Raw genomic sequence first — 20,769 nt, 5'->3', positions numbered from 1 at the left:
CGTCGTCTGTCGTCATGGAAAAAGACTATGAGCGCGGCTTGATCCACGTCATCCGGTCCCGCTGCCACGCAGCGGGGAAGCGGCCCTCGCGGGCGGCGGGCAGGCCGATCTCCGGCATGTACGCCTGGTAGACGGTGACCGTGGAGTCCGTCTGGTGGGCTCGGATCCGGTACTTGGGTTCTGGCACGGGACCAGAGTGCGCACGCCTTTTCGTGTGCGCCATCGAATTAGCCCGCGGCGGGGTCGGCGAGGAACATCCCGGTGATCGCCGCCAGTGCGACGCGGGACCGGCCGCCGTGGAGGCCCGCGCCATTCGGGCGGTCTCGCGGAACAGATCAGCTGTGGGCGTCGTTGTCGCCTATATGGTGACTTTGGGACTCATCGGCAGCGGAAACATCGGCAGCACTCTCGCTCGGCTGGCAGTCGACAGCGGGCTCGACGTGGTGCTCAGCAACTCCCGAGGGCCGGAAACCCTCCGCGACCTCGTCGCGGAACTCGGTCCGCGAGCCAGGGCGGCCACCGCGGCGGAGGCGGCCGCCGCAGGGGACTGGGTGGTGGTGACCATCCCGGTCAAGGCCTACCAGCAGGTCCCGCGCGAGCCGCTGGCCGGCAAGACCGTACTGGACACCGGCAACTACTACCCGCAGCGGGACGGAAATATCCCCGAGCTCGACAAGAAGGAGACCACTGACAGCGGGCTGCTGCAGGGGTATCTGGGCGGGGATGTCCACGTGGTGAAGGTCTTCAACAACATCTACTTCAAGCACCTGGGCCTGCTGCCGCGTCCGGCGGGTGCCGCCGACCGCAGCGCGCTGCCCATCGCGGGCGACGACGCGGGTGCCAAGGCGCAGGCCAGGGAACTCCTCGACGTGCTCGGCTTCGACACCGTGGACGCCGGCCCGCTCGCCGAAGGCCGGCGCTTCCAGCCCGACACCCCGGCGTACGGCCTGCCGTACGCGTCGGCGGCCGACTTCATGAACGAGCCCCCGCAACCGGCCCCGGTGACCGCCATCGAGGCGGCCCTGGCAGCAGCGGGCAACTGACCCCGCGGGCGCGCCCGGCCGCGGGCGGGTGCCGTACGGTGCCGGGATGGTGACTGTGCGGGCGATGGCGGAAGCGGAGATCGGGGATGTGGCGGCGATACGGGTGGGCGGGTGGCAGACCGCGTACGCCGGGATCCTCCCGCAGTCCTACCTCGACGCGATGACGGTCGAGGCGGACGCCGAGCGGCGGCGGAAGCGCTTCGCGGAGGCGGACGGGAGCGTCACCGACCTGGTGGCGGTCGACGACCGGGGCCGGGTCGTGGGGTGGGCGTGCGTCGGCCCGGTCCGCGGGGACGGCGCCCCTACGACGACGGGCGAGCTCTACGCCCTGTACGTCCGCCCCGGGCTCACCGGCTCCGGCATCGGCCGCACCCTCATCGACTCCGCGCACGCCCTCGCCCTCACCCGCGGCTTCGACCTCCTCCTGCTCTGGGTCCTCGACGACAACACCGGCGCGCGCCGCTTCTACGAGCGGGCCGGTTACGCCGCCGACGGCGCGGTGGAGGTCTACGACTACGACGGAGTCACCGTTCCCGAAGTCCGCTACCGGCGCGCCCTGTAGAGATCCCTACGCCCGACCGCCCCGCGTCCGGCGGCGGCATCACGTGGCCGACGGGGTGCGGAAGCAGCGGGAGAAGACGTCGAACTGGATCAGCGGGTCGCCGTACTGGATGTTCTTCTCCCAGGTCACGTCGATCTGCGTCTTCGTCGCCAGGTGGGTGGCGAGGATCTCCTGGTTCCGGTTCATGCTGGAGTCCGGTGCGTTCTTCACGACCTTCCAGCCCTGCTTGGGGAGGCCTGCGAGCAGGTTGGCCATTCCCTTGCCCAGCAGGGTGTTGTCCTTCGCGTGCAGTGTCCACATCTGCGTCATCACGCGCTCGGGGCTGTCGTCGTTGTCGTCGTCGCACGACATGTCCGTCGGGGTTCCCCGCGGTGGGGAGCTCCCGACCAACTGCCCGGTGATCTGCATCATGTCCATAATCGCCCTGGACTGCGTGGCCACCTCGTTCGAGACGGCCCCGGAGTCGCGCTCCGGTGTGCCTCCGCCTCCGCATCCGGCGGCCAGCGCGAGGACGCCCGCAAGGGCCCCGCCCTTCAGCATGCCCACCACTGTGATGCCGGCGCCTGACCGGCGGGGGCCGGTTGCACTTCCCGCGCGCGGCGGCATCACGTGGCCGACGGGGTGTGGAAGCAGCGCGAGTAGACGTTGAAGTGGATCAGCGGCTCGTGGCCGTCGAGACCCTTCATCCAGGTCACGTCGATCTGTGTCTTCGTCGCCAGGTGGGTGGCGAGGATCTCCTGGTTCCTGTTCATGCTGGAGTCCGGGCCGTTCTGCACCACCTTCCATCCGCGTTCGGGAAGGTTCGCGGCCAGAGCGGACATGCCCTTGCCCAGAACGGTGTTGTCCACTCCGTAAAGCGACCACGACTGCACCATCTCACGGTCGGGGCTGTCCTCGTTGTCCTCGTCGCACGACATGTCGGTGGGGGTGCCCCGCGGAGGCGCGGCCTCGGTCGTCTGTCCCGTGACCTGCATCATGTCGGCAATTGCTCGGGACTGGTCGCCGACCTCGGTCTTGACGGTCCCCGAGTCGCGCTCGGGTGTGCCTCCGCCGCCTCCGCATCCGACGGCCAGCGCGAGGACGCCCGCGAGGGCCGCGCCCCACCGCACCTGCCGCCTCATCGGCCGGGCTCCGGTGCCGGGGCGAAGAAGCGGGAGTAGACGGAGAAGGAGAGCAGCGGCTCGTGGCCGTCGAGGCCCTTCTTCCAACTGGCTTCGAGCTGGGCCCGCGTCGCGAGGTGGGTGGCGAGGATCTCCTGGTTTCTGTTCCGGCTGGAGTCGGGACCGTTCTTCACCACGACCCAGCCACGTCCGGGCAGTTGCTCGGCGAGTGAGGCCATTCCCTGCCCCAGGACGGAGTTGTCCACTCCGTACAGCGACCACATGTGTGTGATGTTGTGGTACGCGTCGGGGTCGTCTCCCCCGTCCCATGCAACTTCCATGGGACCGCCCTCCGTTGTTCTGCCCCTGACGTGAAGCATGTCGAGTACGGCGCTCGACAGTTCGGCGACCTCTTCTTTCACCGCACCGGCGAGCCGCACCCGCGGCTCGTACCCGAACTCCTCGGACACGTGGCTCATTTCCCTCCCCCTGCTACTTCGGCTTTCCATAGGGCGACTCGTAGACGAGGTGCGTTTCACCGTATCGGCCCACGATGACATCGGCCTGGTTCTGCAGACTGACCGACGCCTTGTGGTCGTGCATGTTCCAGTAGGCGCTGTGGTTGCCGGCGTCGGACTCCATCACGTTGCCGCCGAAAGCCCTGTCGGTGGGGATGTTCCCGCCGCCGCCGAGTCCGGTGAAGCGCCCGCCGTCGCGGACGACGTGGTCGAGGCCGCCGCCGCCCTCCGCCCACATGTGCGTGGGGTCGAGGCCGAGGTCGCCAGGGTGCTTGGCCTGCATGCCGGGGCTGCCGACCGCGATCACGTCGTCGACGGGCAGCGGGTCGGAGAAATGGAGGTCGTGGTCGGGATACTGGTACTTGGCCGTGTCGCCGATGAGCGTGCTGCCGTAGCTGTGGCCGATGAGCGTGGTGTGCGCGTGGCCACCGGTGGCGGCCTTGTGGGCTGCGGCGTTGCCGTCGAGGAAGCCGCGCAGTGCGGGTGCGCCGTCGTGCGCGTACGAGTCCCGGGTGGCGGCCGGAATGTTGTCGGGGGCGTTGTAGTCGAACCAGGTGATGGTGGAGACCTTGGCGCTCGGATCCGTTTGATGGCTCGCCTGCCACAGGTTCACCCCCCGGTTGATGTCGCCGCCGATCTTGTCGAGCTTCGACGTCGTACCGGGGACGTAAATGGCCGTGTGGTCGGCGGTGTCCGGGTTCCCGTTGGCCAGGATGACCTTGCCGTCGCCCTTTCCCTCGGGGTCGAAGCCGAGGAGGTACGCCTCGGGCAGGCCGCCGGTGCCGGTGGCGTCGAAGCGGTCCTGGATGGCGTTCATGCCGTTCAACCGGCCGCGTATGTGGGCCAATCTGTTGTACTGGTCGCCGTATTCGGCGTTCCACACCGTCCATTCGGGGGTGTGCACCCCGCGGCCCGAGGGGTCCGCGATGTCGGCCCACTCCTTCGGCGGCGGCGGGATCGAGTCGAGCTGCGTCTGGTACTTGCCGCGGGTCTCCGACAGGACCGTGCGGTTGGCCTCGTCGCGGACGGTCGCGGGCAGGCCGTCGAGGGCGCCGATGCGGCCGGGGTAGGCGGCGAGGTAGTCGGCCTGCTCCTGAGGGGTGAGGCTCTTCCACCAGTCGGCGTTGTCCTGCGGCCTGCCGTTCTTCGGCGGGGGCTTGATGTGGCTGAGGTAGGTGGCCGCGTCCTTGTCGACGCCCGCCATGTCCTTCTGGGCGTCGGCCCAGTCCGACGCGGAGACCGTCAGGTCGTCGTCGGCCAGCAGCTTGCGCAGTTGCGGCGCCCACTTGTCGTCCACCGAGGTGGCCTCGCGCAGCGCGTCGGAGATCCGGTCGGCGATGTCCTGGGCGACGGCGTGGTGCGGGTTGGGGTCGAAGTGGGCGGCCTGGTGGGAGATCGCGCGGGCGCTGGGGTCCGCGACGCTCGTCGCCGTGCCGCCCTCGGCGGGCTGGCCCTTGTCGTCCTCGCCCCCGGCGGGGTAGGTGACGGAACCGTCGTCCGCCACCGTGAACCTGTATGCCGCCGCGTCGGAGATCGCCGTGTCGAACTTCGCCTTGGCCGGGCCTATGTCGGAGACGAATGCCCGTAACGACGTGCTGACCAGGCCGCATTCCACCTGGATGTAGTGGAAGTTTTCGGTGACCTCGCTGAGTTGGCGGTGCGCGGCGTCCGCGCCGACGCCCGCCAGACCGGCGATGCGCATCTTCGCGCTGATGCCGTTCTCGATGTCGCCCTTGCCCTGGTCGGCCATGTCGCTCAGCGCGCGGTAGCCGTCGGCCAGGCCCTCGAACTGGGCGGTCTTGAGGAACTTCAGAGCCGGTACGTCCACGCGTCAGCCCCCCAGGCTCTGACCGCCGACGGCCGGCGTGTCCTTGTAGCCGTCGTCCAGCTTGTCGAACTCGGCCCTGACGGCCTCGTCACTGATGCACAGGGTCGCGCCCGCGGCGGTCAGTTGCTCCTTCAGGGCGGCGCACCTGGTCAGCAGGCTGCTGACGTAGCCGCTCCAGGTGGGGTGCAACTCGCCCTGGGCCTGCAGCGTGTCGAAGCTGCTGTTGGAGAACAGCAGGCTGGTGTCCATGCCCTGCTGGGCCTCCTCCAGCTTGCCCGCGGCCTTCGTCAGGTTGTCGGCCAGCGTCCCCACGCCCTTCGCGGCCGCCTTCCACGCGGCGATGTCCGACGCCATGCCCGCGTCGCCGCCGGTGGCATCCGCGGTGCCGCCACCGCCTCCACCGGCGTCCGCATGCGCCAGCGTCAACACCGGCCCGCCGGCGACCTCCTGCTTGATCCCGGCCCATTCCGTCTCGAACGACACGGCCCCCACCCCTCCCTGCTCACCCGTGGCCTCCGGTGAAACACCGGCCCCACGTTACTGCGAGCTGATCACCCGACGGTATGAGTAGCCGTACTCAGATCACGGCGGAAGCCAACAGCCCCTTCAGGGACGCTCCTTCAGGTCCGCGAGGACCGCCGCGTGGTCGGAGGGCCAGACTCCGTCGACCGGGTGGTCGCCCACGCGGCGGACGGCGGTGACGGCGCCGAGGCCCGCGGGGCCGGGCAGGCCGACGTGGATGTAGTCGACGCGGAGGCTGGGCTCGAAGGTGGCGGCGACGAAGGGGTTGGCGGTGTCCCAGGTCACCGAGGGCTGGGCGGGGTCCGCGTACTCCCAGGCGTCCACCAGGACCTGGCCCGGGACGGCGGGCGCGGTCTTGTAGCCGCCGAACCGCCGTACCTCGTCGGACTCGGGCCACGCGTTGAAGTCCCCGGTGATGACCGGCGGGTGGTCGGTGCCGTGGCGGTGCCCGGCGACGAACTCGGCGAGCGCGCGCACCTGTTCGCACCGTATCGCGGAGGCGTCCACGGACGAGGTGAGGTGCGTGGTGAAGAACGGCACCTGGTGGCCGGGGGCTTCGAGGCGGGTGAAGAGGGCCAGGCGGCCGTCGTCGTCGCCCTCGCGGGCGGGCAGTTGCAGCACCTCGCGGTCGGCGATGGGCCAGCGGCTCAGAACGGCGTTGCCGAAGTCGACGCCCGGGTCCCCGAGCCGCCGCTGCCAGCGTTCGGGGGCGCGGGACGGCTCCCAGGCCCAGTGCATGCCGAGGTCGTCGGCCAGCCATTGCGCGAGGTTCTCCGTACCGCGGGACCAGACCTCCTGCAGGCCGACCACGTCGGGCCGCAGGTCCCTCAGCACTGTGAGCACGGCCTTCCGCCGCTCCTCCCACGGCCCGAACCGCCACCACAGGTTCCACGTCACCACACGCATGTCCCACCCCTTCGCACCGGCGCTGTCCCCGCACTCTACGAAGCGGGCGCCTTGCGCAGGCTGCGGTCGAAGGCGGTGACCGCGAGGAAGAGGACGCCGGCGGCGAGCATGATCCAGGCCAGATGGTGCATGCCCGCGGTGCCGGCGTGCTGCCCGAAGGACGCGGCGGTCGCGGAGGAGGCGATCATCGAGCCGAGGTAGGCGAACGTCCGCAGCAGGCCCGCGGACGAGCCGGTGCGCCGCGGATCGGCCTGGAAGTAGACGGAGTTCTGCAGCGCCAGGCCGTTGGCGCCCTGCGGTATGCCGAACACGACGGCGAGAACGAGCAGCGCCCACACCGGGCTTGCTGAGGTCAGGGTCAGCATCAGCACGCAGGCGGCGATCTGCCCGGCGGCGCCGAGCAGCAGCTTGGCCAGCACCCCGCCGCGCCGGCCGACGGTGACGGACACGGCTATCCCGACCAGGAACATCGGGATCTGCACCAGCCCCGCGTGGAAGGGCGAGAGCCCGTAACTCTCCTCCGTCCACTGGGTGAAGCCGTAGAGGAAGGCGTACGAGACGACGTACGCGACCAGCGCGCGGCCGTACGTGGCGAGCAGCGGGGCGTTGCCGCCGAGGACCCTCAGGTCGATGAAGGGCGTCGACGCGCGCAGTTCCCGCACGGTGAAGGCGGCCGCGGCCGCGGCGGTGACCACCGGCAGATACCAGGCGCCGGCGCGCAGGTTCATCAGGAACAGCAGCAGGGAGACGAGCATCGCCGCGAAGAGGGCCATGCCGGGCAGGTCGATCTGCGCGGCCGTCCGGCCGCGGGCGGCCGGCCGTCGGGCGGGCAGCCGCAGCGCGCCGAGCAGGACCGCGGCCGCGGCCAGCGGGATGTTGAGCGCGAAGGTGGAGCGCCAGCCGCCGAGGCCGATGAGCAGGCCGCCGAGCAGCGGGCCGGCCACGGCGATGGTCTGGTTGGCGACGGCAAGCGCGGTCAGGATGCCGGCGGGGCTGTCCCTGCCGGTGCGTTCGGCCTCGCTTCGGAGCAGCGCCATGGCGGCGGGGTAGCCGGCGCACGTTCCGAAGCCGAGCAGGACGCGGGCCGCGATCAGCACCCCGAGGCCGGGGGCCAGGGTGCCGACGACTCCCGCGACGCCGACCAGGCTGGTGCTGAGGAGGAACAGGCGGCGCGGGCCGAAGAGGTCGATCAGCCGGCCCACGACCGGCTGCCCGAGCGCGGTGGCCAGGTAGAGGGCCGAGACCAGCCAGGCGGTCTGCGACGGGGGCGCTCCGAACGCCGTGCCGATCGGGACCAGCGCGACGGCGATGACCGTGGAGTTGACCGGGTTCAGGACCGAGCCGAGCATCATCGGCGGGACGAGCCGCCGGTCGAAGCCCGCCTTCCCGGTGTCGCCGGGCGCCGCGGTCCGCCGGTCAGTCACGGGCGAGCCGCTCCAGTACGGCCATGGCCTCGATGACGGTCCGCCGCTCCTGCTCCGTGCACCTCGTCTGCAACTCGCCGGCGAGCCATTCGCCGCGGGCCTGCCGGCCCTCCTCGGCGCGGCGGCGCCCCTCGGCGGTGAGCGCGATCAGCAGCCGGCGCCCGTCGTCGGGGTCGCGGCGCCGTTCGACCAGGCCGAGGCCGGCCAGCGCGGCGACGGTCGACGCCATCGACTGGTGCCGCATGCCCTCGGCGGCGGCGAGGTCGCTGGTGGTCAGCCCGTCGCCGTCCATGAGCCGGGCCAGTACGGACGCCTGGGGGAGGCTGATCCCCTCGGTCCCCGTGGCGGCACGGATACGCCGCTGCAGCCGCCCGATGACCGCCCGTACCTCCTGCGACGCGCGCACGGCGGACGCCGACACCGCAGGCCCTCGATCTCCGCCCATGTCCTCACCTCAGGAATCCGCATGCGGAATTGTTCAGCTTACCTGCACAGCTTACCTGCACAGCTTACCTGCACAGCTTGGCTGCACGGGTTGGCTGCACAGTTTGGCTGCACGGGTTGGCTGAACAAATGGAGGGCGCAAGACGGCCGGAGCGGCGCGTCGGAAGGGGGGAGGAGATCGGGGTGCCCGAGATCGAAGTCGGCTACGGAGACAGTGCGCTGGGCCGCTGCGCCACAGCCTGGCTGGGCCAGACATGCTGGGATTCGAACCCAGGTCCCTCTTTTTTGCAGAAAGAAGTATCCGTCGCCTGCGCACCGGGCACCCCGGCGGCGCGAGCGTAGCGCATCCCGCGTGCGGGGCGGAGGGGGTTTTCCGTCCGGGCGGAAAGGGCCGCGTCAGCCCTCCGGCGGGCTGGGCGGGGCGTCGGGGACGGAGTCGCGCAGCACCGCGAGCAGGTCGAGCAGCAGCGCCCGCTGCTTTGCGGACAGGGCGCGGGTCGCGGTCGCCAGGGCGGCCCGGTCGATGTCCTCGGCCCTGGCGTGGGTAGTGCGGCCGAGGTCGGTGAGGGCGAGCAGGTAGGCCCTGCGGTCGGTCGGGTGGCGTACCCGCTCCACCAGGCCGTCCCGCTCGAGCGCGTCCACCAGCGAGGTGACCGTGCGGGCTGCGACGTTGAGCGCCTCGCCCAGGTCCCGCATCCGCAGCGGCTCGTCCGCGGGGGCGGCCGCCAGCGCTCTGAGCAGCCGCAGCCGCGGTACGGACAGGCCGTGGCCGCGCAGTTGGGCGTCGACGTACGTGCGCAGCCGCACCGTCGTCCTGAAGAGGTCGTCGACCAGTACGTCGCTGCTCCGCGTCTCCACCACCGGGTTCCGCCACGCTCCTTCTGTCGTTCATTTCGCCTGCCGCCGTCAGCGGTCGACCGTCGCTCGGAAACATCTTCATGTGCCGACTCATAGTGAGTAGACTCAGCATATCGGCGCCTATCGCACACAGGAGGACCATGTCCGGCCGCCGCTTGGACCAGCGCCTGGTCGTACCCGTCATGTTCGTCGCCGCGTTCTTCCTCGTGGTGATGGACGGTGCCATCACCACCGTCGCCCTGCCCTCCATCGCCCGCCAGTTCGGCGTGTCGGCGGCCGGGAGCGACAGCGTGGTCGTCGTCTACCCGGTGTGTGTGGGCATCAGCATCCCGCTGTCCGGCTGGCTCGGCGACCGCTTCGGCGGGAAGCCGGTGCTGCTCGCCGCGATGGCCCTGTTCACCGCGGCGTCCGCGCTCTGCGGAATGGCCGGCGACCTCGGCCAACTCGTCGTCTGCCGGGGCCTGCAGGGCCTGGCCGGCGGCCTGCTGACCCCCGTCGCCGCCACCATGCTCTTCCGCACCTTCAGTCCCGCGGAGAGGGTGCGGGCCTCCCGCGTCATGATCATCCCGCAGCAGATGGCACCGGCGGTCGCGCCCATGCTCGGCGGCGTCCTGATCGACGGCCTGTCGTGGCGCTGGGTCTTCTACGTCAACCTGCCCTTCGGCGTGGCCGCTCTGTTGTTCGGCCTGTTCTTCCTCGACAACCCGCGCGAAAGGGAGCCCGGCCGCCTCGACGTCCCCGGCCTCGTGATGTCCGCGGCGGCGCTGTCGCTGCTGATGTACGGCGTCTGCGAGGGTGCCGGGCAGGGCTGGTCCTCCCCGCTGATCGCCGGCAGTCTGGTCGCCGGCTCCGCGCTGACGGCGGCGACCGTGGTCTTCGAACTCCGCACCGCCGCACCGATCCTGCGCCTGCGCCTGTTCAAGGACGCCCTCTTCCGCGACACGAAGGTGATCGGCGTGATCGGCGTCGTGCCGTTCATGGGCGCCATGTACGCGGCGCCGCTCTTCCTCCAGGAGGCCCGGGGCGGCACCGCGCTGGAGTCCGGCAGCGCCACCTTCACCGAGGCGATCGGCGTCCTGCTGACCGTCCAGGTGGTGGCCCGGCTGTACGACAGGGTCGGCGCGCGCCGGATCATCGCCTCCGGGCTGTTCGCGGTCGCCGCCGTGCTGGCCGTGATGACCACGGTGGACGCGGGTACGGGGGTGTGGTCCTTCCGGATCTACATGTTCCTGCTGGGCCTGGGGATGGGCGCGGTCTTCATGCCGCTCACCGTGGTCTCGGTGAGCACCATCCCCAAGGAGGACATGGGTCAGGCGACCACCATCGGCAGCGTGGTCGCCCAGTTCTCCATGGCCATGTCCCCCGCGCTGGTCGCCACCCTGCTGATCACCAACACGCCGTCCTCCAGCGAGATCGCCCCGCCCGCCGCGTACCGCACCGTCTACCTGGTCCTCGCCGTCATGGCGCTGGCCGCGTCCCTGTTCGCCCTCACCCTCCCCGACGCCCACACCCCGCGCACCCCGCCCGGGCCGCGCTTCTCACGGCGGCACCGCGACACCCCTCTCGCCCACCGCAGCCGGAGCTGAGGCGGGCGGGAGGGGTGCCCGGGCGGGAGTCAGAAGACCATGTCGCCCTTCTCCCACCCGACGTTCGCACCCTGGAGGTAGATACGGCCGTCGCCGCGACCCTTGTAGAAGGAGATGGCGTCGGACGAGATGGCGTAGAGGTCGTTGACGCCGTCACCGCTCGCGTCGCCCAGCCCGAGGACGGTCGTGAATTCCTGCCATCCACCCGTTCCGATGAGCACGCGAGGGGCGAACCCGCCGTGGCCGTTGCCGGGGTAGAACCAGAGCCGGCCGGTGGTGTCGCGGGCGACCAGGTCGTTGAGGCTGTCACCGTCGAAGGCTCCGGCGCCGACGAGTGCGGTCATGCTGTTCCAGCCGCCGCCCACCCTGCTGCGATTGCCCAGCCTGCCCTTGCCGTCGCCCGGGTAGAGCCACAGGGTTCCGGCGGTGTCGGCCGCCAGCAGGTCCGGCCGGCCGTCGCCGGTCAGATCTCCGGCGGACGCGATGCGCCGCATGCTGTTCCAGCCGGTCCCGACCTTCGTCCGGGCGCCGAACTGGCCGTTTCCCTTGCCCGGGTAGAGCCACAGGACGCCTGACGTGTCACGGGCCAGCAGGTCCTCGCCACCGTCGCTGTTGAGGTCGCCGTGCCGGGTGATCGCGGTCATCGAGTTCCAGCCGCCGCCGATCAGCGTGCCGCTCTCGTCGCCGCGCAGGAAGTACAGCCGGCCTGCGGGCGAGCGGTAGAGGAGGTCGGTGCGGCCGTCGCGGTTGAGGTCCCCGAAGAGCTTGCGCGGGCGGGTGACCGCCGCGTCGTCACCGAGCCAGGACGGGTACTCCACTCCCGTCTCGCACTCGCGTTCGCTGTTGGTGAGGACGAAGGACTCGACGTTGCGGTCCAGAACAGCGTCCCATTTACGGAAGTCGAGGACCGTGGGGTCGCCGGAATACCCCTCGTTGGTGGCTGCGGGACCCGGCTCCGTCGACGGGCAGAAATTCACGTACGGGGCCTTGTCGACGAAGGAGCGTGCCCGGTTCGCCCAGCTGCCGAGCGATGTCATGCTCCCCGAATAGCTCGTCATCGAGCCGGTCCCGTCCAGGCCGTCGAAGAGGCAGAGCCGTCCGCTGGGGCAGCGGCTGACCGGGTCGGTCGACGCAGCGGCGGAGGAGGCGGCCGGCAGGACGGAGCCGGCGGCGAGGCCCACGGTCAGGGCGAGTGTGGCGCAGATGCCACGGAAAGACAGACGCACGTAAGGAAATCCCCCCACATAAGTGAAGCTCGTACTGTATTTCTCCGGCAAAGGCCAGGCAAGGCGCAGGTGGAGGCGTGCGGCGGGGCGCAACTCGTCGGCACTGCGGGGGCGTCGGGCGAGAAGAGCATTGGTCTGGACCTTGACAGGTCCAGACCAATACGCTGGAGTGTGCCTCGACCCCACTCAACCCCCATAAGGAGTGGTCACGTGTCGAGACAACGCCTCATCGCGTTCCTGGCCGCAGTCGCGGCCGTCGTGGGCCTGGTGATCCTCGTGCCCATGTCGTCCCCCGCATCCGCGGCGACCTGCGCCTCGGCGTGGAACTCGTCCTCGGTCTACACCGGCGGCATGACCGCCTCCTACAACAGCCACAACTGGTCGGCGAAGTGGTGGACGCAGGGCGAGACGCCCGGCGCCGCCGACGTCTGGGCCGACCAGGGCACGTGCACCGGCGGCTCCGGCGGCACCGGCGGTACGACCGGCGGCTCGGGCGGTTGCAGCTACCCGGCGTGGGTCGCGGGCCGCGCGTACGTCACCGGCGACATCGTGCAGTACACCAACGGCCTCGACTACATCGCCACCCACGACAACCCGGGCTACGACCCGACGATCAGCACCTGGTACTGGAGCCCGTACACCTGCTCGGGCACCGGTGGCACCACGGGCGGCAGCACCCAGCCGCCCACCGGCGGATTCGTGGTCAGCGAGGCGCAGTTCAACCAGATGTTCCCGAGCCGGAACTCCTTCTACACCTACAGCGGCCTGACCGCGGCGCTCAGCGCGTACCCGGGCTTCGCCAACACCGGCAGCGACACGGTGAAGAAGCAGGAGGCCGCCGCCTTCCTCGCCAACGTCAGCCACGAAACCGGCGGGCTGGTCTACATCGTGGAGCAGAACACCGCCAACTACTCCCACTACTGCGACACGAGCCAGTCCTACGGCTGCCCCGCGGGACAGTCGGCGTACTACGGCCGCGGCCCGATCCAGCTCAGCTGGAACTTCAACTACAAGGCGGCCGGCGACTCGTTGGGCATCGACCTGCTGGACAACCCCAACCTCGTGCAGACCGACTCGGCCATCGCCTGGAAGACCGGCCTGTGGTACTGGAACACCCAGTCGGGACCCGGCACGATGACCCCGCACAACGCCATGGTCAACGGCGCCGGTTTCGGCGAGACCATCCGCAGCATCAACGGCAGCATCGAGTGCAACGGCGGCAACCCCGCCCAGGTGCAGTCCCGCGTCAACGCCTACACGAGCTTCACGTCCATCCTGGGCGTGCCGACCGGAGGCAACCTCTCCTGCTGACGGCTCGACGGCTTGACGGCTTGACGGCTTGACGCAGGCGGCGCCCCGCTCCCCTCGTGGGGGCGGGGCGTCATGTCATCGGCCGGCGGCGGCCGGGGGGCGGGTCATGAAGACGTCGACCGGGTCCTGGGCGTCCACGACGAACCCGTGCCGCTCGTAGAGGCGGCGGGCCGGACTGCCCTGCAGGACGTTGAGGCCCACGGCCGTACCCTCCGCGTCGGCGCGGTCCAGCACGGACCGCAGGACCGCGGAGCCCAGCCCGCGGCCCTGCACGTGCGGGGCGAGGTAGAAGTGCTCCAGCCAGAGCCGGGCGTCCGCGGGGCGGACCGTCACGGAACCGGCCAGCTCGCCGCCGACCGTGATGACGGTGGTGTGCCGCGGGTCGAAGGAGTCCCGGAAGCGCTGCCGTACGCGGTGCTCGTCGTAGCGCCCGAGCCGCTCCAGGTCGGGGCGCATGACGACGGCCCGCAGGTCCGCTATCGGCTCGACGTCCGCTGCCGCCGCGGGCCGCAGCGCCCACTGCTCCTCCGGGCGCTGCGCGCCGTCCCCGCTGTCCCCGCTGCTCATGGAGCGGATCATCTCATTCCGGCCGGCGGGGCCGCCGACCCGGGTGGTGGGGTCAGCGGTTGCTGTGCACCGGACCCACCTGCAGGTTCTGCACCGTGGAGCCGACGCACTCCTTCTGGTTCCAGGGGATATTGACCGACGCCCTCTGGTTCGGCGGGAAGATGCGCAGCGACGGCACGGTGGTGAGCTGGCACTGGGCGGGGTCGAAGCCGCCCTGGCCGTTGACGGTCCGCAGGTCGGCGAACGCGTGGGCGTTGGGTATCAGCGTGACGGTCGCCTTCGACGCGGGCGTCCGCGCGGCGGCCTTGCCGAGCTGGACGTTGCCGGCCTTCACGAAGGACACGCCCGGATAGCCGAACAGGGTGCAGGGACTGCTGCCGGTGTTCTGGAAGGCCAGCGTGAAGAAGCTGCTGCCGGCCCCGCTGCCGTTGCTCTGCACGGTGACCTTCAGGTGGCTGGTGGTGCACCCCGGCACCGTCGAACCGGTGGCCGCGGTCGCCGCCGGGGAGGCGGTGGCGGTGGTGGCGGGGGCGGGGGTCGAGGTGGCTGTCACGGACGGCGCCTCAGTCGGCGTCGGGGCGTCGCTGGAGGTCATGGGGGCGGAGGACGCGGCGGGCGCGGAGCCCGAGGTGCCGGAAGCATCCGACGGCCCGCAGGCCGCGAGTGCCAGACCCGCGGTGACGAGCACAAGCGCCGGTGCCGTACGGCCGATTTTCCTGGTGCCCATGGTATCCCTCTCTCCTTTGTGCTGCCTGCAGCCGATCCTGCCTCGGCGGCATCCCCCTGGGGCTTCGCGTTACCGCCCAGGGACAGAACATCCGTCCCTCGCGCATATTCGTTTCCCAGGTGCAGCGCACAACGACAGGCCCTAACCTGCGCCCGCGCGGAAAAGCCGCCGCCCCCGCCCGAGCAGGGGTCGTGTCGCTCGGGCGGGGGCGGCGGGGGCACTGCGGCGGGGTGCTCAGCGGCAGCGGACGACCTCGGTCCTGGCGCCCGTGGCGGCCGCCGGGGCGGTGGTGGCGGTGACGCCGATGTACGGGCGCTTCGGGGTGTCCTGGTAGGTGAAGTTCGAGGTGAAGACGTACGACGTCGAGCCCTTCGGCAGCTTCACCGTCTGCGGGGTCATGGTCGTCGCCCCCTCGGGACTGCCCGAGCTGTTGCGCCACCAGGTGAGGGTCAGTGTGGCGCCCGCGGTGCCGTCGTACTCCACCCGCACGACGGCCGTGGCCGTGTGGTTACCGGGGGTACAGCCCAGATGGGCGTACACGGCCGACACGTGCGCCCCGGCGGGCGCGGCGGGCTTCGTGGCGGGCGGGGGCGTGGCGGGCGCGGTGGTGGCCCGGGCCGTCGTGGGCGGCGTGGTGGGCCGCTTCGTCGGCGAGGGTGCCGCCGGGGTCGTCGACGGCGCGCTCGTCGGGGAGGGCGCGGTCGTGGTGGGGGCCGGGGCGGCGGCCGGGGCCGTGGTGGACGGCACGGTGGCCGACGCGGTGGGCGTGGCACTGGGCGTGACGGTGGCCGCGGCGTCGTTGCTGTTGCCGGTGGCCACGGCGGCGACCGTGAGAGCCCCCGCGACGACGACCGCTGCCGCGGCGAGGAGCAGGACCTTGGCCCGCCGGCCGAAGCGGCGCCCCTCCGCGGACGGATCGTCGGCGACGAAGGTGAAGGGCAGCGACGGTTCGGTGACCGGTGCGGGTTCGCCTTGCGGCGGCACTGCTGTTGCCGGCTGGAGCAACGGGACGACGAGCGCGGCCAGTTCCGCCTGCCCGCGCGCTTCCCAGTCCTCGCCGTGGACGGCGACGGCGACGGCATCTACCTCGGCGGCGAAGTCCGCTGCGGTGGCGAGTTGTTGGGCAGGGGCAGGGGCAGGGGCAGGGGCAGGGGCAGGAGCGGGAGCGGGAGCAGGGGTGACCGTGCCGGCGGCTGCGTCGTCCGCTGCTGCGGTGTCCGCGTCCGCGTCGGCTGCCGTGGCTGCGGCTGTGCCCGCCAAGCCGCGGGCGATCAGGGCCTGGACGTCCGGGTGCGGCTCCGTGCCCGTCGCCAGGCAGGCGGAGAAGGCGGCCGTCGCCAGCTGGACGTCGGTGGCCTCCGCGCCGCTCACCGTCACGCCGAGGTCAGTGAGCTTCACCGTGCCCTCGGGAGTGACCTGGACCTTCGCGGGCTGGTAGCCGCCGCGGGCGAGGCCGGCCTCGTGGACGGCCGCCAGGCCCAGCAGCGAGCTCTTCAGTACGGTGAGCGCCGCCTCGGGTCCTGCGGGCAGACCGCTGTCGGTGAGCAGGGCGTCCAGGGCGACCCCGTCCACCGGTTCCCGTACGACCGCGGCGTGCGGGCCGTCCTCGGTGTACGCGTACAGCCGTGCCACGTACGGCGATTCGAGTCGCCCGAGTCCCTCGGCTGCCCCGCGGAAGGCCTCCCGGAAGCCCTCGTCGGCGGCAACTTCCGCCGAGACGTAGGTGATCACGACGGGCGTCCCGCCGGCCTCGTGCCGCGCGGGCACGACCACGTGCCCACCGGCGTCGACCCGGGCGTCCCCCTCCACCGCGTACCCGTCGACCCGCCAGGCCTCGCCTGGTGCTGCCTGGGCCTGCGCCTGGGCCTGCGCCTCGGCCGTTGCTGCGGCGGGCGCGGACTTGACGGCCTTCTTCGCCGGGCCGGCTTGCTTCGCGACCGCGGCCCTCTTGGCGGGTGCGGCCTTCTTCCGGGGCGCGGCGGGCGCGGTTGCGGCCTTGCGCTTGGCCGCGCCGGGTGCGGGGCTCTCGGTTCCGTCGGCGGCTGCGTCCGTGCCCGCTGCGGGCGCCGGGGATCCGGTGCCTGCCTTGGCGGCTGCGGCTGCGGTCTTGCCGGTGCGCTTGCCGTTGCCCGCCGCGGTGCCCGCGTCCGCGGCAGGCGTCGCGTCGGTGACGGATGCGGGGGTCGCGTCGGTGGTCGCCGCGGGCTGTGCCGTCGTGCCCTTGCGGGCGGGCGTGGCTGCCGTCTTGCCGGCGGGTGTGGCCGCGCGCTTGGCCGGGGCGGGGGTCGTGCCCGCGCCCGTGGCCGTCGCCTTGGCCGTACGGGTGCCCGTGCGCTTGGCGGCGGCGGTGCCCTTTCCAGCGGGCTTGTCCGCGCCGGTAGTCGCGGCCGCACCCTTCGCTGCCCCCGCCGATGCGTTCGTGGCGGCAGTCGTGCCCGCGCCGGCAGCGGTGCCGGCGGGCGTGCCCGCGGTGGCGGCAGGCCTGCCCGAGCCGGCCGCCGTGCCTGCGGCGGCGGTGCCCGGGCTCGTGGGTTTGCCCGCAGCGGGGGTTGAGCCCGCGTCGGCCGGGGTGGCGGCGGCCTCGCCCGCAGGGGCGGTTGTGCCCGGGGCGGCAGCCGGGCCTGCGTCGCGCGCCGCTCCGGCGGTCGTGCCTGCTTCGGCTGACGTTCCGGCCGGGGTGCCCGGGGACGCCACCGGTGTGGCGTCGGCGGTCTTGGCCGCGCGCGTGCCTGCGGGGGCGGCCGGCGCCGCAGTCCTGGGAACTGCCCGCTTCGCGGGCTTCTTCGCCGGCTTGCGTGCCGCCGCGGGGTCCTGCTGGGTCTCGCCGGGTATGCCCGTGCCGTCGTGGTCGTCGTCCACCTGATTCCGTCCCTCGCGCTGCCCCTGGTGGCGGAGCCGCCGACCGCAGCTCCGCGACGCCCGGTTCCGTACTGGGGTTCCACCGGCAGCCGGGCGGTCCTGCCGGGGCTCACGGCGTCCGTTGCCCCTGCCGCTACGAGAGGGCAGGGCGTCGAGGACGCGGGGCAGGGAGATGAGGTGCCGTGAGGAACACGAGGGTACTGGCGATCGGGGGAGTGCGGGCGCCCGGGGCGCGGAAGGCCCGCCCCCCGGCGCCCGGGAGGCGTCGGGGGGCGGGCGGTGCTCAGCGGCGGGGTGCCGCCGCCGTCAGTGCTTCTCGGCCGGGAGGAGGATGCACAGCAGGGAGCAGGCCACGGCCGACGACGGGTCCGTCGTCGTCGGGTGCGTGCCGTGCGGGGAGTTGGCGGGCGTGAAGCTCGCCGTCGCCGTGTTCTTCACCGGGAGCGCCAGCAGGAAGGAGTTGCAGTAGACCTGGCGGCTGGTGCCGGCGGCCAGCGTGAAGCTGCCCTGTGAACATGAGGGTGTGGTCGGGTCGTTGACGGTCACGCCGGTGGCGTCGACCGGCCCGGCGTTGGTGACGGTGATCCGCCAGTAGGCCGTGCCGAGCACCTGCAGCAGGCCGACGGGGCTGGACTTGACCCAGGGGCCGGAGCCGCCGGGGCCGCAGGTGTGCGAGGAAGTGCCCGCGCAGATCTCCTTGTCGACCGTCACGTGCGGCTGGCACGCGGCACCGGGCTGCACCGGCACGGTGACGGTGTTGGAGGTGAGGGCGCCGGTGGCGTCGCTGCCGGTCGCGGTGTCGGCGACCTGGCTGGTCGCGCAGTCCGAGGTGACCACCGTGCGCAGGCACAGCTGCGGGTCGTCGCCCTGGAAGTACGCGGTCAGCGAGGGGTGTCTGCCGTCGGCGAAGTCACTGGTGTCGGTGAGGCTGAACTGCACGGTGACGGTGATCGACGGATGGGCGGTGGCCGAGATGCCGGACAGGTCGACGGTGCCGGACGACGACAGCGCCGGGGTCGCGACGACGGTGCCGTCGGGGTCGGTGACCGCGACGGTGGTCGCGGCCGGGTCGGTGTGCGCGAGGTCGAGGCCGGTCAGCCGTGCCTCGGTGTAGGCGGCGGCGTGTCCGGTGCCGCCGTCGCAGTAGAAGTCCGAGGGCTTGAGGGTGACCGAGGCGCCGGTGTGCAGGCAGGGGGATCCGCCGGTGCCGGGGTCCATCGAGAAGAGGATGCCCGCGTCGCCGAGGCCGATCAGGCAGCGGGTGGTCGCGTCGTAGGAGTATCCGTAGTCGCGCGTCACACCGGAGTTGACCGCGGGGTGCCCGGCCACAGCCGGGAATCCGGCGCACGGCTGGGCGTGCGTCCAGCTGTAGCAGACGGTGTCGCCGGGCAGCGATCCGCCCCACACGGCGAAGTAGCTGCGGTTGTCGCCCCCGGCGTTGACGACCTCCGGGTTGAAGACGAGGACCCCGGCGGGCAGCGCGTCCAGGCCCGTCGCAGGGGTGGCCAGCGGGCCGCCGTCCAGCGCGTAGCAACTGGTCGACGGGCTGCCGCCGGTGCTGTCGGCGGTGCAGACGCCGCTCGGGTGGCCCGCGGTGTCGTACGCGACGAAGGCGTTGTACGTGTACGCGTTGGCGTTGGGTCCCGCCGGGTGGGGCGTGGTCCAGCCCGTGCAGGTCTGGCCGGTGGCCGGGTCGAAGCAGCCGAGCGCGGGGGCGCCCGGGGCGGTGGAGCCGGAGGCCATCGGCGAGGAGGAGGCGTAGATGCGGCCGTCGGCGACCGCCAATGCGCCCTGGTAGAGGGAGTAGGTGTTGCCCGGCAGGTCGTGGTTGGGCGGCACGATCGCGGCGAACGGCTGCCCCGCGCACGGGGTTTGGGAGACGATGTCCAGGCACAGCACCTGGCCGGTGTTCGCGACGCCGTAGAGCCTGCCGCCCTGGGCGACGAGTCCCGCGAGCCCGTTGGCGCTGCTCGGGGAGCCGGTGGCGGCGGCGAGCGGGAAGAAGCCGCAGTTGGCGCGGGCGGCGAGGTCGAGGCAGCCGGCGCCGACCGAACCGGTCGCGACGGCCGGGTAGTAGACCACGCCGGGCCGCCCCGGGTCCATGACGTACTGCGGGGTCAGCGTGCTGTAGACGTTGCCGGTGCCGCCCGAACCGAGCGGGCCTGCGGTGGTGTTGAGCGGGCGCGGCCAGGGGCCGCCGGCGCAGGGCTGCCCGGAGGACAGGTCGTTGCAGACCACCAGGGGGGCGGCCGGGCCGCTGTGGTGGTAGATGTTCCACGCCTCGACGTCACCGGAGGCCGCCCGGTAGAGGATCGGCGTGAAGCCGTCGCCCCCGGTGGAGCGGGTGGCGGCCTGGACCGGCGGCAGCAGGTCGCCGCTGACGTTGGTGCCGGTGCCGATCGCCGCGTCGTTGACCGCCTGCACGGCGGTGGTCGCGGCGCCCTGGTCGGTGCCCGTGAAGGTGCTGCCGTCGGTGGACCACCCGGGCGTCCAGCCGGGCGGCACGCGCAGCGAGCCGGGGACGTACGCCTGCGCGCCGGGGGCGCCGCTGACCGGGTCGGTGATGGTCGCGGGGGCCGGCCCGCCGGTGGCCGAAGTGTCGTACGACACCACCCAGTTGAGCGTGTCGGAGTGCTGGGCCTGGGTGGTGCCGGGGCTGGTGACGTTCTGCACCGTCTTCTGCAGGCCCACCCCGGCGGGCGGCGGCGGGGTGCCACCGCCACCGCCGCCGCCGTGAGCCATGGCCGGGGAGAGCGAGCCGGCCGCCGTCGCGAGCAGCGCCGCCGATATCGCGACGGCGGCCCGCGCGGCCGACCGGCGTGCTCTGCGGGCCGGGGGGTGCGCGGAAAGACAGGGTAAGAGCCGGAGCATGAATGTCCCCACCTTCGTCTCGGTACGCGCGGGCTCCTGGCCCGCGCCGCGGAACAAGGTAGGCAGCGAAATGCCCGCTGGTCACCCGAACGGGCGAAAGGGAAGGGGCATTGAAAGGAATACTCCGCATGCTTCCGGAAAGGCACGTAAAGCTGAGCGATCCGTGGCTCTTTTCCGAGCGGGAATGCTCGTGGAGGGGAATGCCGAGCCGGGGCGCGCGACCCGCGCGCATTGCCTCAAGTATGCGCTTCTTTTCAATGTTTGGCGGTGCAAACTACCGGTCGGGCGGCGGCGGCCCGGCAGGTTGTGGCGGGTGGGAGGGGTGGGGCGCAGGTGGTGGCGCGCTGCGGACGGGTCCGCGGGTGCGAGCAGGGCGCCCCTGCCGCCGCCGCCCGCCAACTGGGCTTTTGTTGCAGG

Annotated in this window: 19 protein-coding genes; 4 read left to right on the top strand and 15 right to left on the bottom strand. The window is 72.1% G+C overall.

Going from position 1 to position 20,769, the window contains the following annotated elements; genetic code table 11:
* Positions 1-25: 25 nt before the first annotated feature.
* The gene (locus NFU81_RS36365; RefSeq protein WP_251500105.1) at positions 26-187 is read right to left on the bottom strand and encodes a DUF4291 family protein; all 162 of its coding nucleotides are present in this window, start codon (positions 185-187) and stop codon (positions 26-28) included.
* A 175-nt stretch (positions 188-362) separates the two neighbouring features.
* On the opposite strand from NFU81_RS36365, the gene NFU81_RS36360 reads away from it, so the two are divergent.
* Positions 363-1,043: an NADPH-dependent F420 reductase gene (locus NFU81_RS36360; RefSeq protein ID WP_251500103.1), complete on the top strand. Its 681-nt coding sequence runs from the start codon at positions 363-365 to the stop codon at positions 1,041-1,043.
* 46 nt (positions 1,044-1,089) lie between these two features.
* Positions 1,090-1,605: a GNAT family N-acetyltransferase gene (locus NFU81_RS36355; protein ID WP_251500101.1), complete on the top strand. Its 516-nt coding sequence runs from the start codon at positions 1,090-1,092 to the stop codon at positions 1,603-1,605.
* 39 nt (positions 1,606-1,644) lie between these two features.
* Here NFU81_RS36355 and NFU81_RS36350 read toward each other — a convergent pair whose 3' ends face one another.
* The 9 genes from NFU81_RS36350 to NFU81_RS36310 form a co-directional block, all read right to left on the bottom strand.
* A complete protein-coding gene (locus NFU81_RS36350) occupies positions 1,645-2,145 on the bottom strand; it encodes a hypothetical protein (RefSeq protein WP_251500099.1) in 501 nt (166 codons plus the stop codon).
* A gap of 65 nt (positions 2,146-2,210) precedes the next feature.
* A complete protein-coding gene (locus NFU81_RS36345; protein WP_251500097.1) occupies positions 2,211-2,726 on the bottom strand; it encodes a hypothetical protein in 516 nt (171 codons plus the stop codon).
* Positions 2,723-3,184, bottom strand: coding sequence for a hypothetical protein (locus tag NFU81_RS36340; RefSeq protein ID WP_251500095.1), 462 nt, complete (start codon positions 3,182-3,184; stop codon positions 2,723-2,725). The genes NFU81_RS36345 and NFU81_RS36340 overlap by 4 nt, the downstream gene beginning before the upstream one ends.
* A 13-nt stretch (positions 3,185-3,197) precedes the next feature.
* Positions 3,198-5,051 carry an alpha/beta hydrolase gene (locus NFU81_RS36335; RefSeq protein WP_251500093.1) on the bottom strand — a complete coding sequence of 618 codons (1,854 nt, stop codon included), beginning with the start codon at positions 5,049-5,051 and terminating at the stop codon, positions 3,198-3,200.
* Between the two features lie 3 nt (positions 5,052-5,054).
* Positions 5,055-5,534, bottom strand: a complete 480-nt coding sequence (locus tag NFU81_RS36330; protein WP_251500091.1) for a hypothetical protein — start codon at positions 5,532-5,534, stop codon at positions 5,055-5,057.
* A gap of 123 nt (positions 5,535-5,657) precedes the next feature.
* Positions 5,658-6,479, bottom strand: coding sequence for an endonuclease/exonuclease/phosphatase family protein (locus NFU81_RS36325; protein WP_251500089.1), 822 nt, complete (start codon positions 6,477-6,479; stop codon positions 5,658-5,660).
* Positions 6,480-6,514: 35 nt separating this feature from the next.
* On the bottom strand, positions 6,515-7,903 hold the full coding sequence (locus NFU81_RS36320) for an MFS transporter (protein ID WP_422665378.1): 1,389 nt from the start codon (positions 7,901-7,903) through the stop codon (positions 6,515-6,517).
* Positions 7,896-8,348: a MarR family winged helix-turn-helix transcriptional regulator gene (locus NFU81_RS36315; protein WP_251500087.1), complete on the bottom strand. Its 453-nt coding sequence runs from the start codon at positions 8,346-8,348 to the stop codon at positions 7,896-7,898. Before NFU81_RS36315 ends, NFU81_RS36320 begins: the two co-directional genes overlap by 8 nt.
* A 395-nt stretch (positions 8,349-8,743) precedes the next feature.
* On the bottom strand, positions 8,744-9,208 hold the full coding sequence (locus tag NFU81_RS36310; protein ID WP_251500084.1) for a MarR family winged helix-turn-helix transcriptional regulator: 465 nt from the start codon (positions 9,206-9,208) through the stop codon (positions 8,744-8,746).
* Positions 9,209-9,345: 137 nt separating this feature from the next.
* Here NFU81_RS36310 and NFU81_RS36305 point away from each other — a divergent pair, with 137 nt between their 5' ends.
* On the top strand, positions 9,346-10,791 hold the full coding sequence (locus tag NFU81_RS36305; protein WP_251500081.1) for a DHA2 family efflux MFS transporter permease subunit: 1,446 nt from the start codon (positions 9,346-9,348) through the stop codon (positions 10,789-10,791).
* A 29-nt stretch (positions 10,792-10,820) separates the two neighbouring features.
* On the opposite strand, the gene NFU81_RS36300 is transcribed toward NFU81_RS36305, so the two are convergent.
* On the bottom strand, positions 10,821-12,017 hold the full coding sequence (locus NFU81_RS36300) for an FG-GAP-like repeat-containing protein (RefSeq protein ID WP_251500078.1): 1,197 nt from the start codon (positions 12,015-12,017) through the stop codon (positions 10,821-10,823).
* A 210-nt stretch (positions 12,018-12,227) separates the two neighbouring features.
* Here NFU81_RS36300 and NFU81_RS36295 point away from each other — a divergent pair, with 210 nt between their 5' ends.
* Positions 12,228-13,328 (top strand): glycoside hydrolase family 19 protein, encoded by a 1,101-nt coding sequence (locus NFU81_RS36295; protein ID WP_422665377.1) that lies wholly within the window; start codon positions 12,228-12,230, stop codon positions 13,326-13,328.
* A 75-nt stretch (positions 13,329-13,403) separates the two neighbouring features.
* Here NFU81_RS36295 and NFU81_RS36290 read toward each other — a convergent pair whose 3' ends face one another.
* The 4 genes from NFU81_RS36290 to NFU81_RS36275 form a co-directional block, all read right to left on the bottom strand.
* Positions 13,404-13,895 carry a GNAT family N-acetyltransferase gene (locus tag NFU81_RS36290; RefSeq protein WP_251500075.1) on the bottom strand — a complete coding sequence of 164 codons (492 nt, stop codon included), beginning with the start codon at positions 13,893-13,895 and terminating at the stop codon, positions 13,404-13,406.
* Between the two features lie 52 nt (positions 13,896-13,947).
* A complete protein-coding gene (locus NFU81_RS36285; protein WP_251500072.1) occupies positions 13,948-14,622 on the bottom strand; it encodes a DUF4232 domain-containing protein in 675 nt (224 codons plus the stop codon).
* Positions 14,623-14,856: 234 nt separating this feature from the next.
* Positions 14,857-17,481 carry a protein kinase family protein gene (locus NFU81_RS36280; RefSeq protein WP_251500070.1) on the bottom strand — a complete coding sequence of 875 codons (2,625 nt, stop codon included), beginning with the start codon at positions 17,479-17,481 and terminating at the stop codon, positions 14,857-14,859.
* 306 nt (positions 17,482-17,787) lie between these two features.
* The gene (locus NFU81_RS36275; protein WP_251500067.1) at positions 17,788-20,352 is read right to left on the bottom strand and encodes a DUF11 domain-containing protein; all 2,565 of its coding nucleotides are present in this window, start codon (positions 20,350-20,352) and stop codon (positions 17,788-17,790) included.
* Between the last annotated feature and the right edge of the window lie 417 nt (positions 20,353-20,769).

This window comes from Actinacidiphila cocklensis, assembly GCF_907177275.1.
GTDB classification, from domain to species: domain Bacteria; phylum Actinomycetota; class Actinomycetes; order Streptomycetales; family Streptomycetaceae; genus Actinacidiphila; species Actinacidiphila cocklensis.
This window is presented reverse-complemented; position numbering and strand designations above follow the sequence as displayed.

What these genes read in the sequence shown, in the direction of transcription:
- NFU81_RS36360 (WP_251500103.1), top strand. Translation starts at nt 363, where the DNA reads ATGGTGACTTTGGGACTCATCGGCAGCGGAAACATCGGCAGCACTCTC.
- NFU81_RS36355 (WP_251500101.1), top strand. Translation starts at nt 1,090, where the DNA reads ATGGTGACTGTGCGGGCGATGGCGGAAGCGGAGATCGGGGATGTGGCG.
- NFU81_RS36350 (WP_251500099.1), bottom strand. Translation starts at nt 2,145, where the DNA reads ATGCTGAAGGGCGGGGCCCTTGCGGGCGTCCTCGCGCTGGCCGCCGGA.
- NFU81_RS36345 (WP_251500097.1), bottom strand. Translation starts at nt 2,726, where the DNA reads ATGAGGCGGCAGGTGCGGTGGGGCGCGGCCCTCGCGGGCGTCCTCGCG.
- NFU81_RS36340 (WP_251500095.1), bottom strand. Translation starts at nt 3,184, where the DNA reads ATGAGCCACGTGTCCGAGGAGTTCGGGTACGAGCCGCGGGTGCGGCTC.
- NFU81_RS36325 (WP_251500089.1), bottom strand. Translation starts at nt 6,479, where the DNA reads ATGCGTGTGGTGACGTGGAACCTGTGGTGGCGGTTCGGGCCGTGGGAG.
- NFU81_RS36315 (WP_251500087.1), bottom strand. Translation starts at nt 8,348, where the DNA reads ATGGGCGGAGATCGAGGGCCTGCGGTGTCGGCGTCCGCCGTGCGCGCG.
- NFU81_RS36305 (WP_251500081.1), top strand. Translation starts at nt 9,346, where the DNA reads ATGTCCGGCCGCCGCTTGGACCAGCGCCTGGTCGTACCCGTCATGTTC.
- NFU81_RS36290 (WP_251500075.1), bottom strand. Translation starts at nt 13,895, where the DNA reads ATGAGCAGCGGGGACAGCGGGGACGGCGCGCAGCGCCCGGAGGAGCAG.
- NFU81_RS36285 (WP_251500072.1), bottom strand. Translation starts at nt 14,622, where the DNA reads ATGGGCACCAGGAAAATCGGCCGTACGGCACCGGCGCTTGTGCTCGTC.
- NFU81_RS36275 (WP_251500067.1), bottom strand. Translation starts at nt 20,352, where the DNA reads ATGCTCCGGCTCTTACCCTGTCTTTCCGCGCACCCCCCGGCCCGCAGA.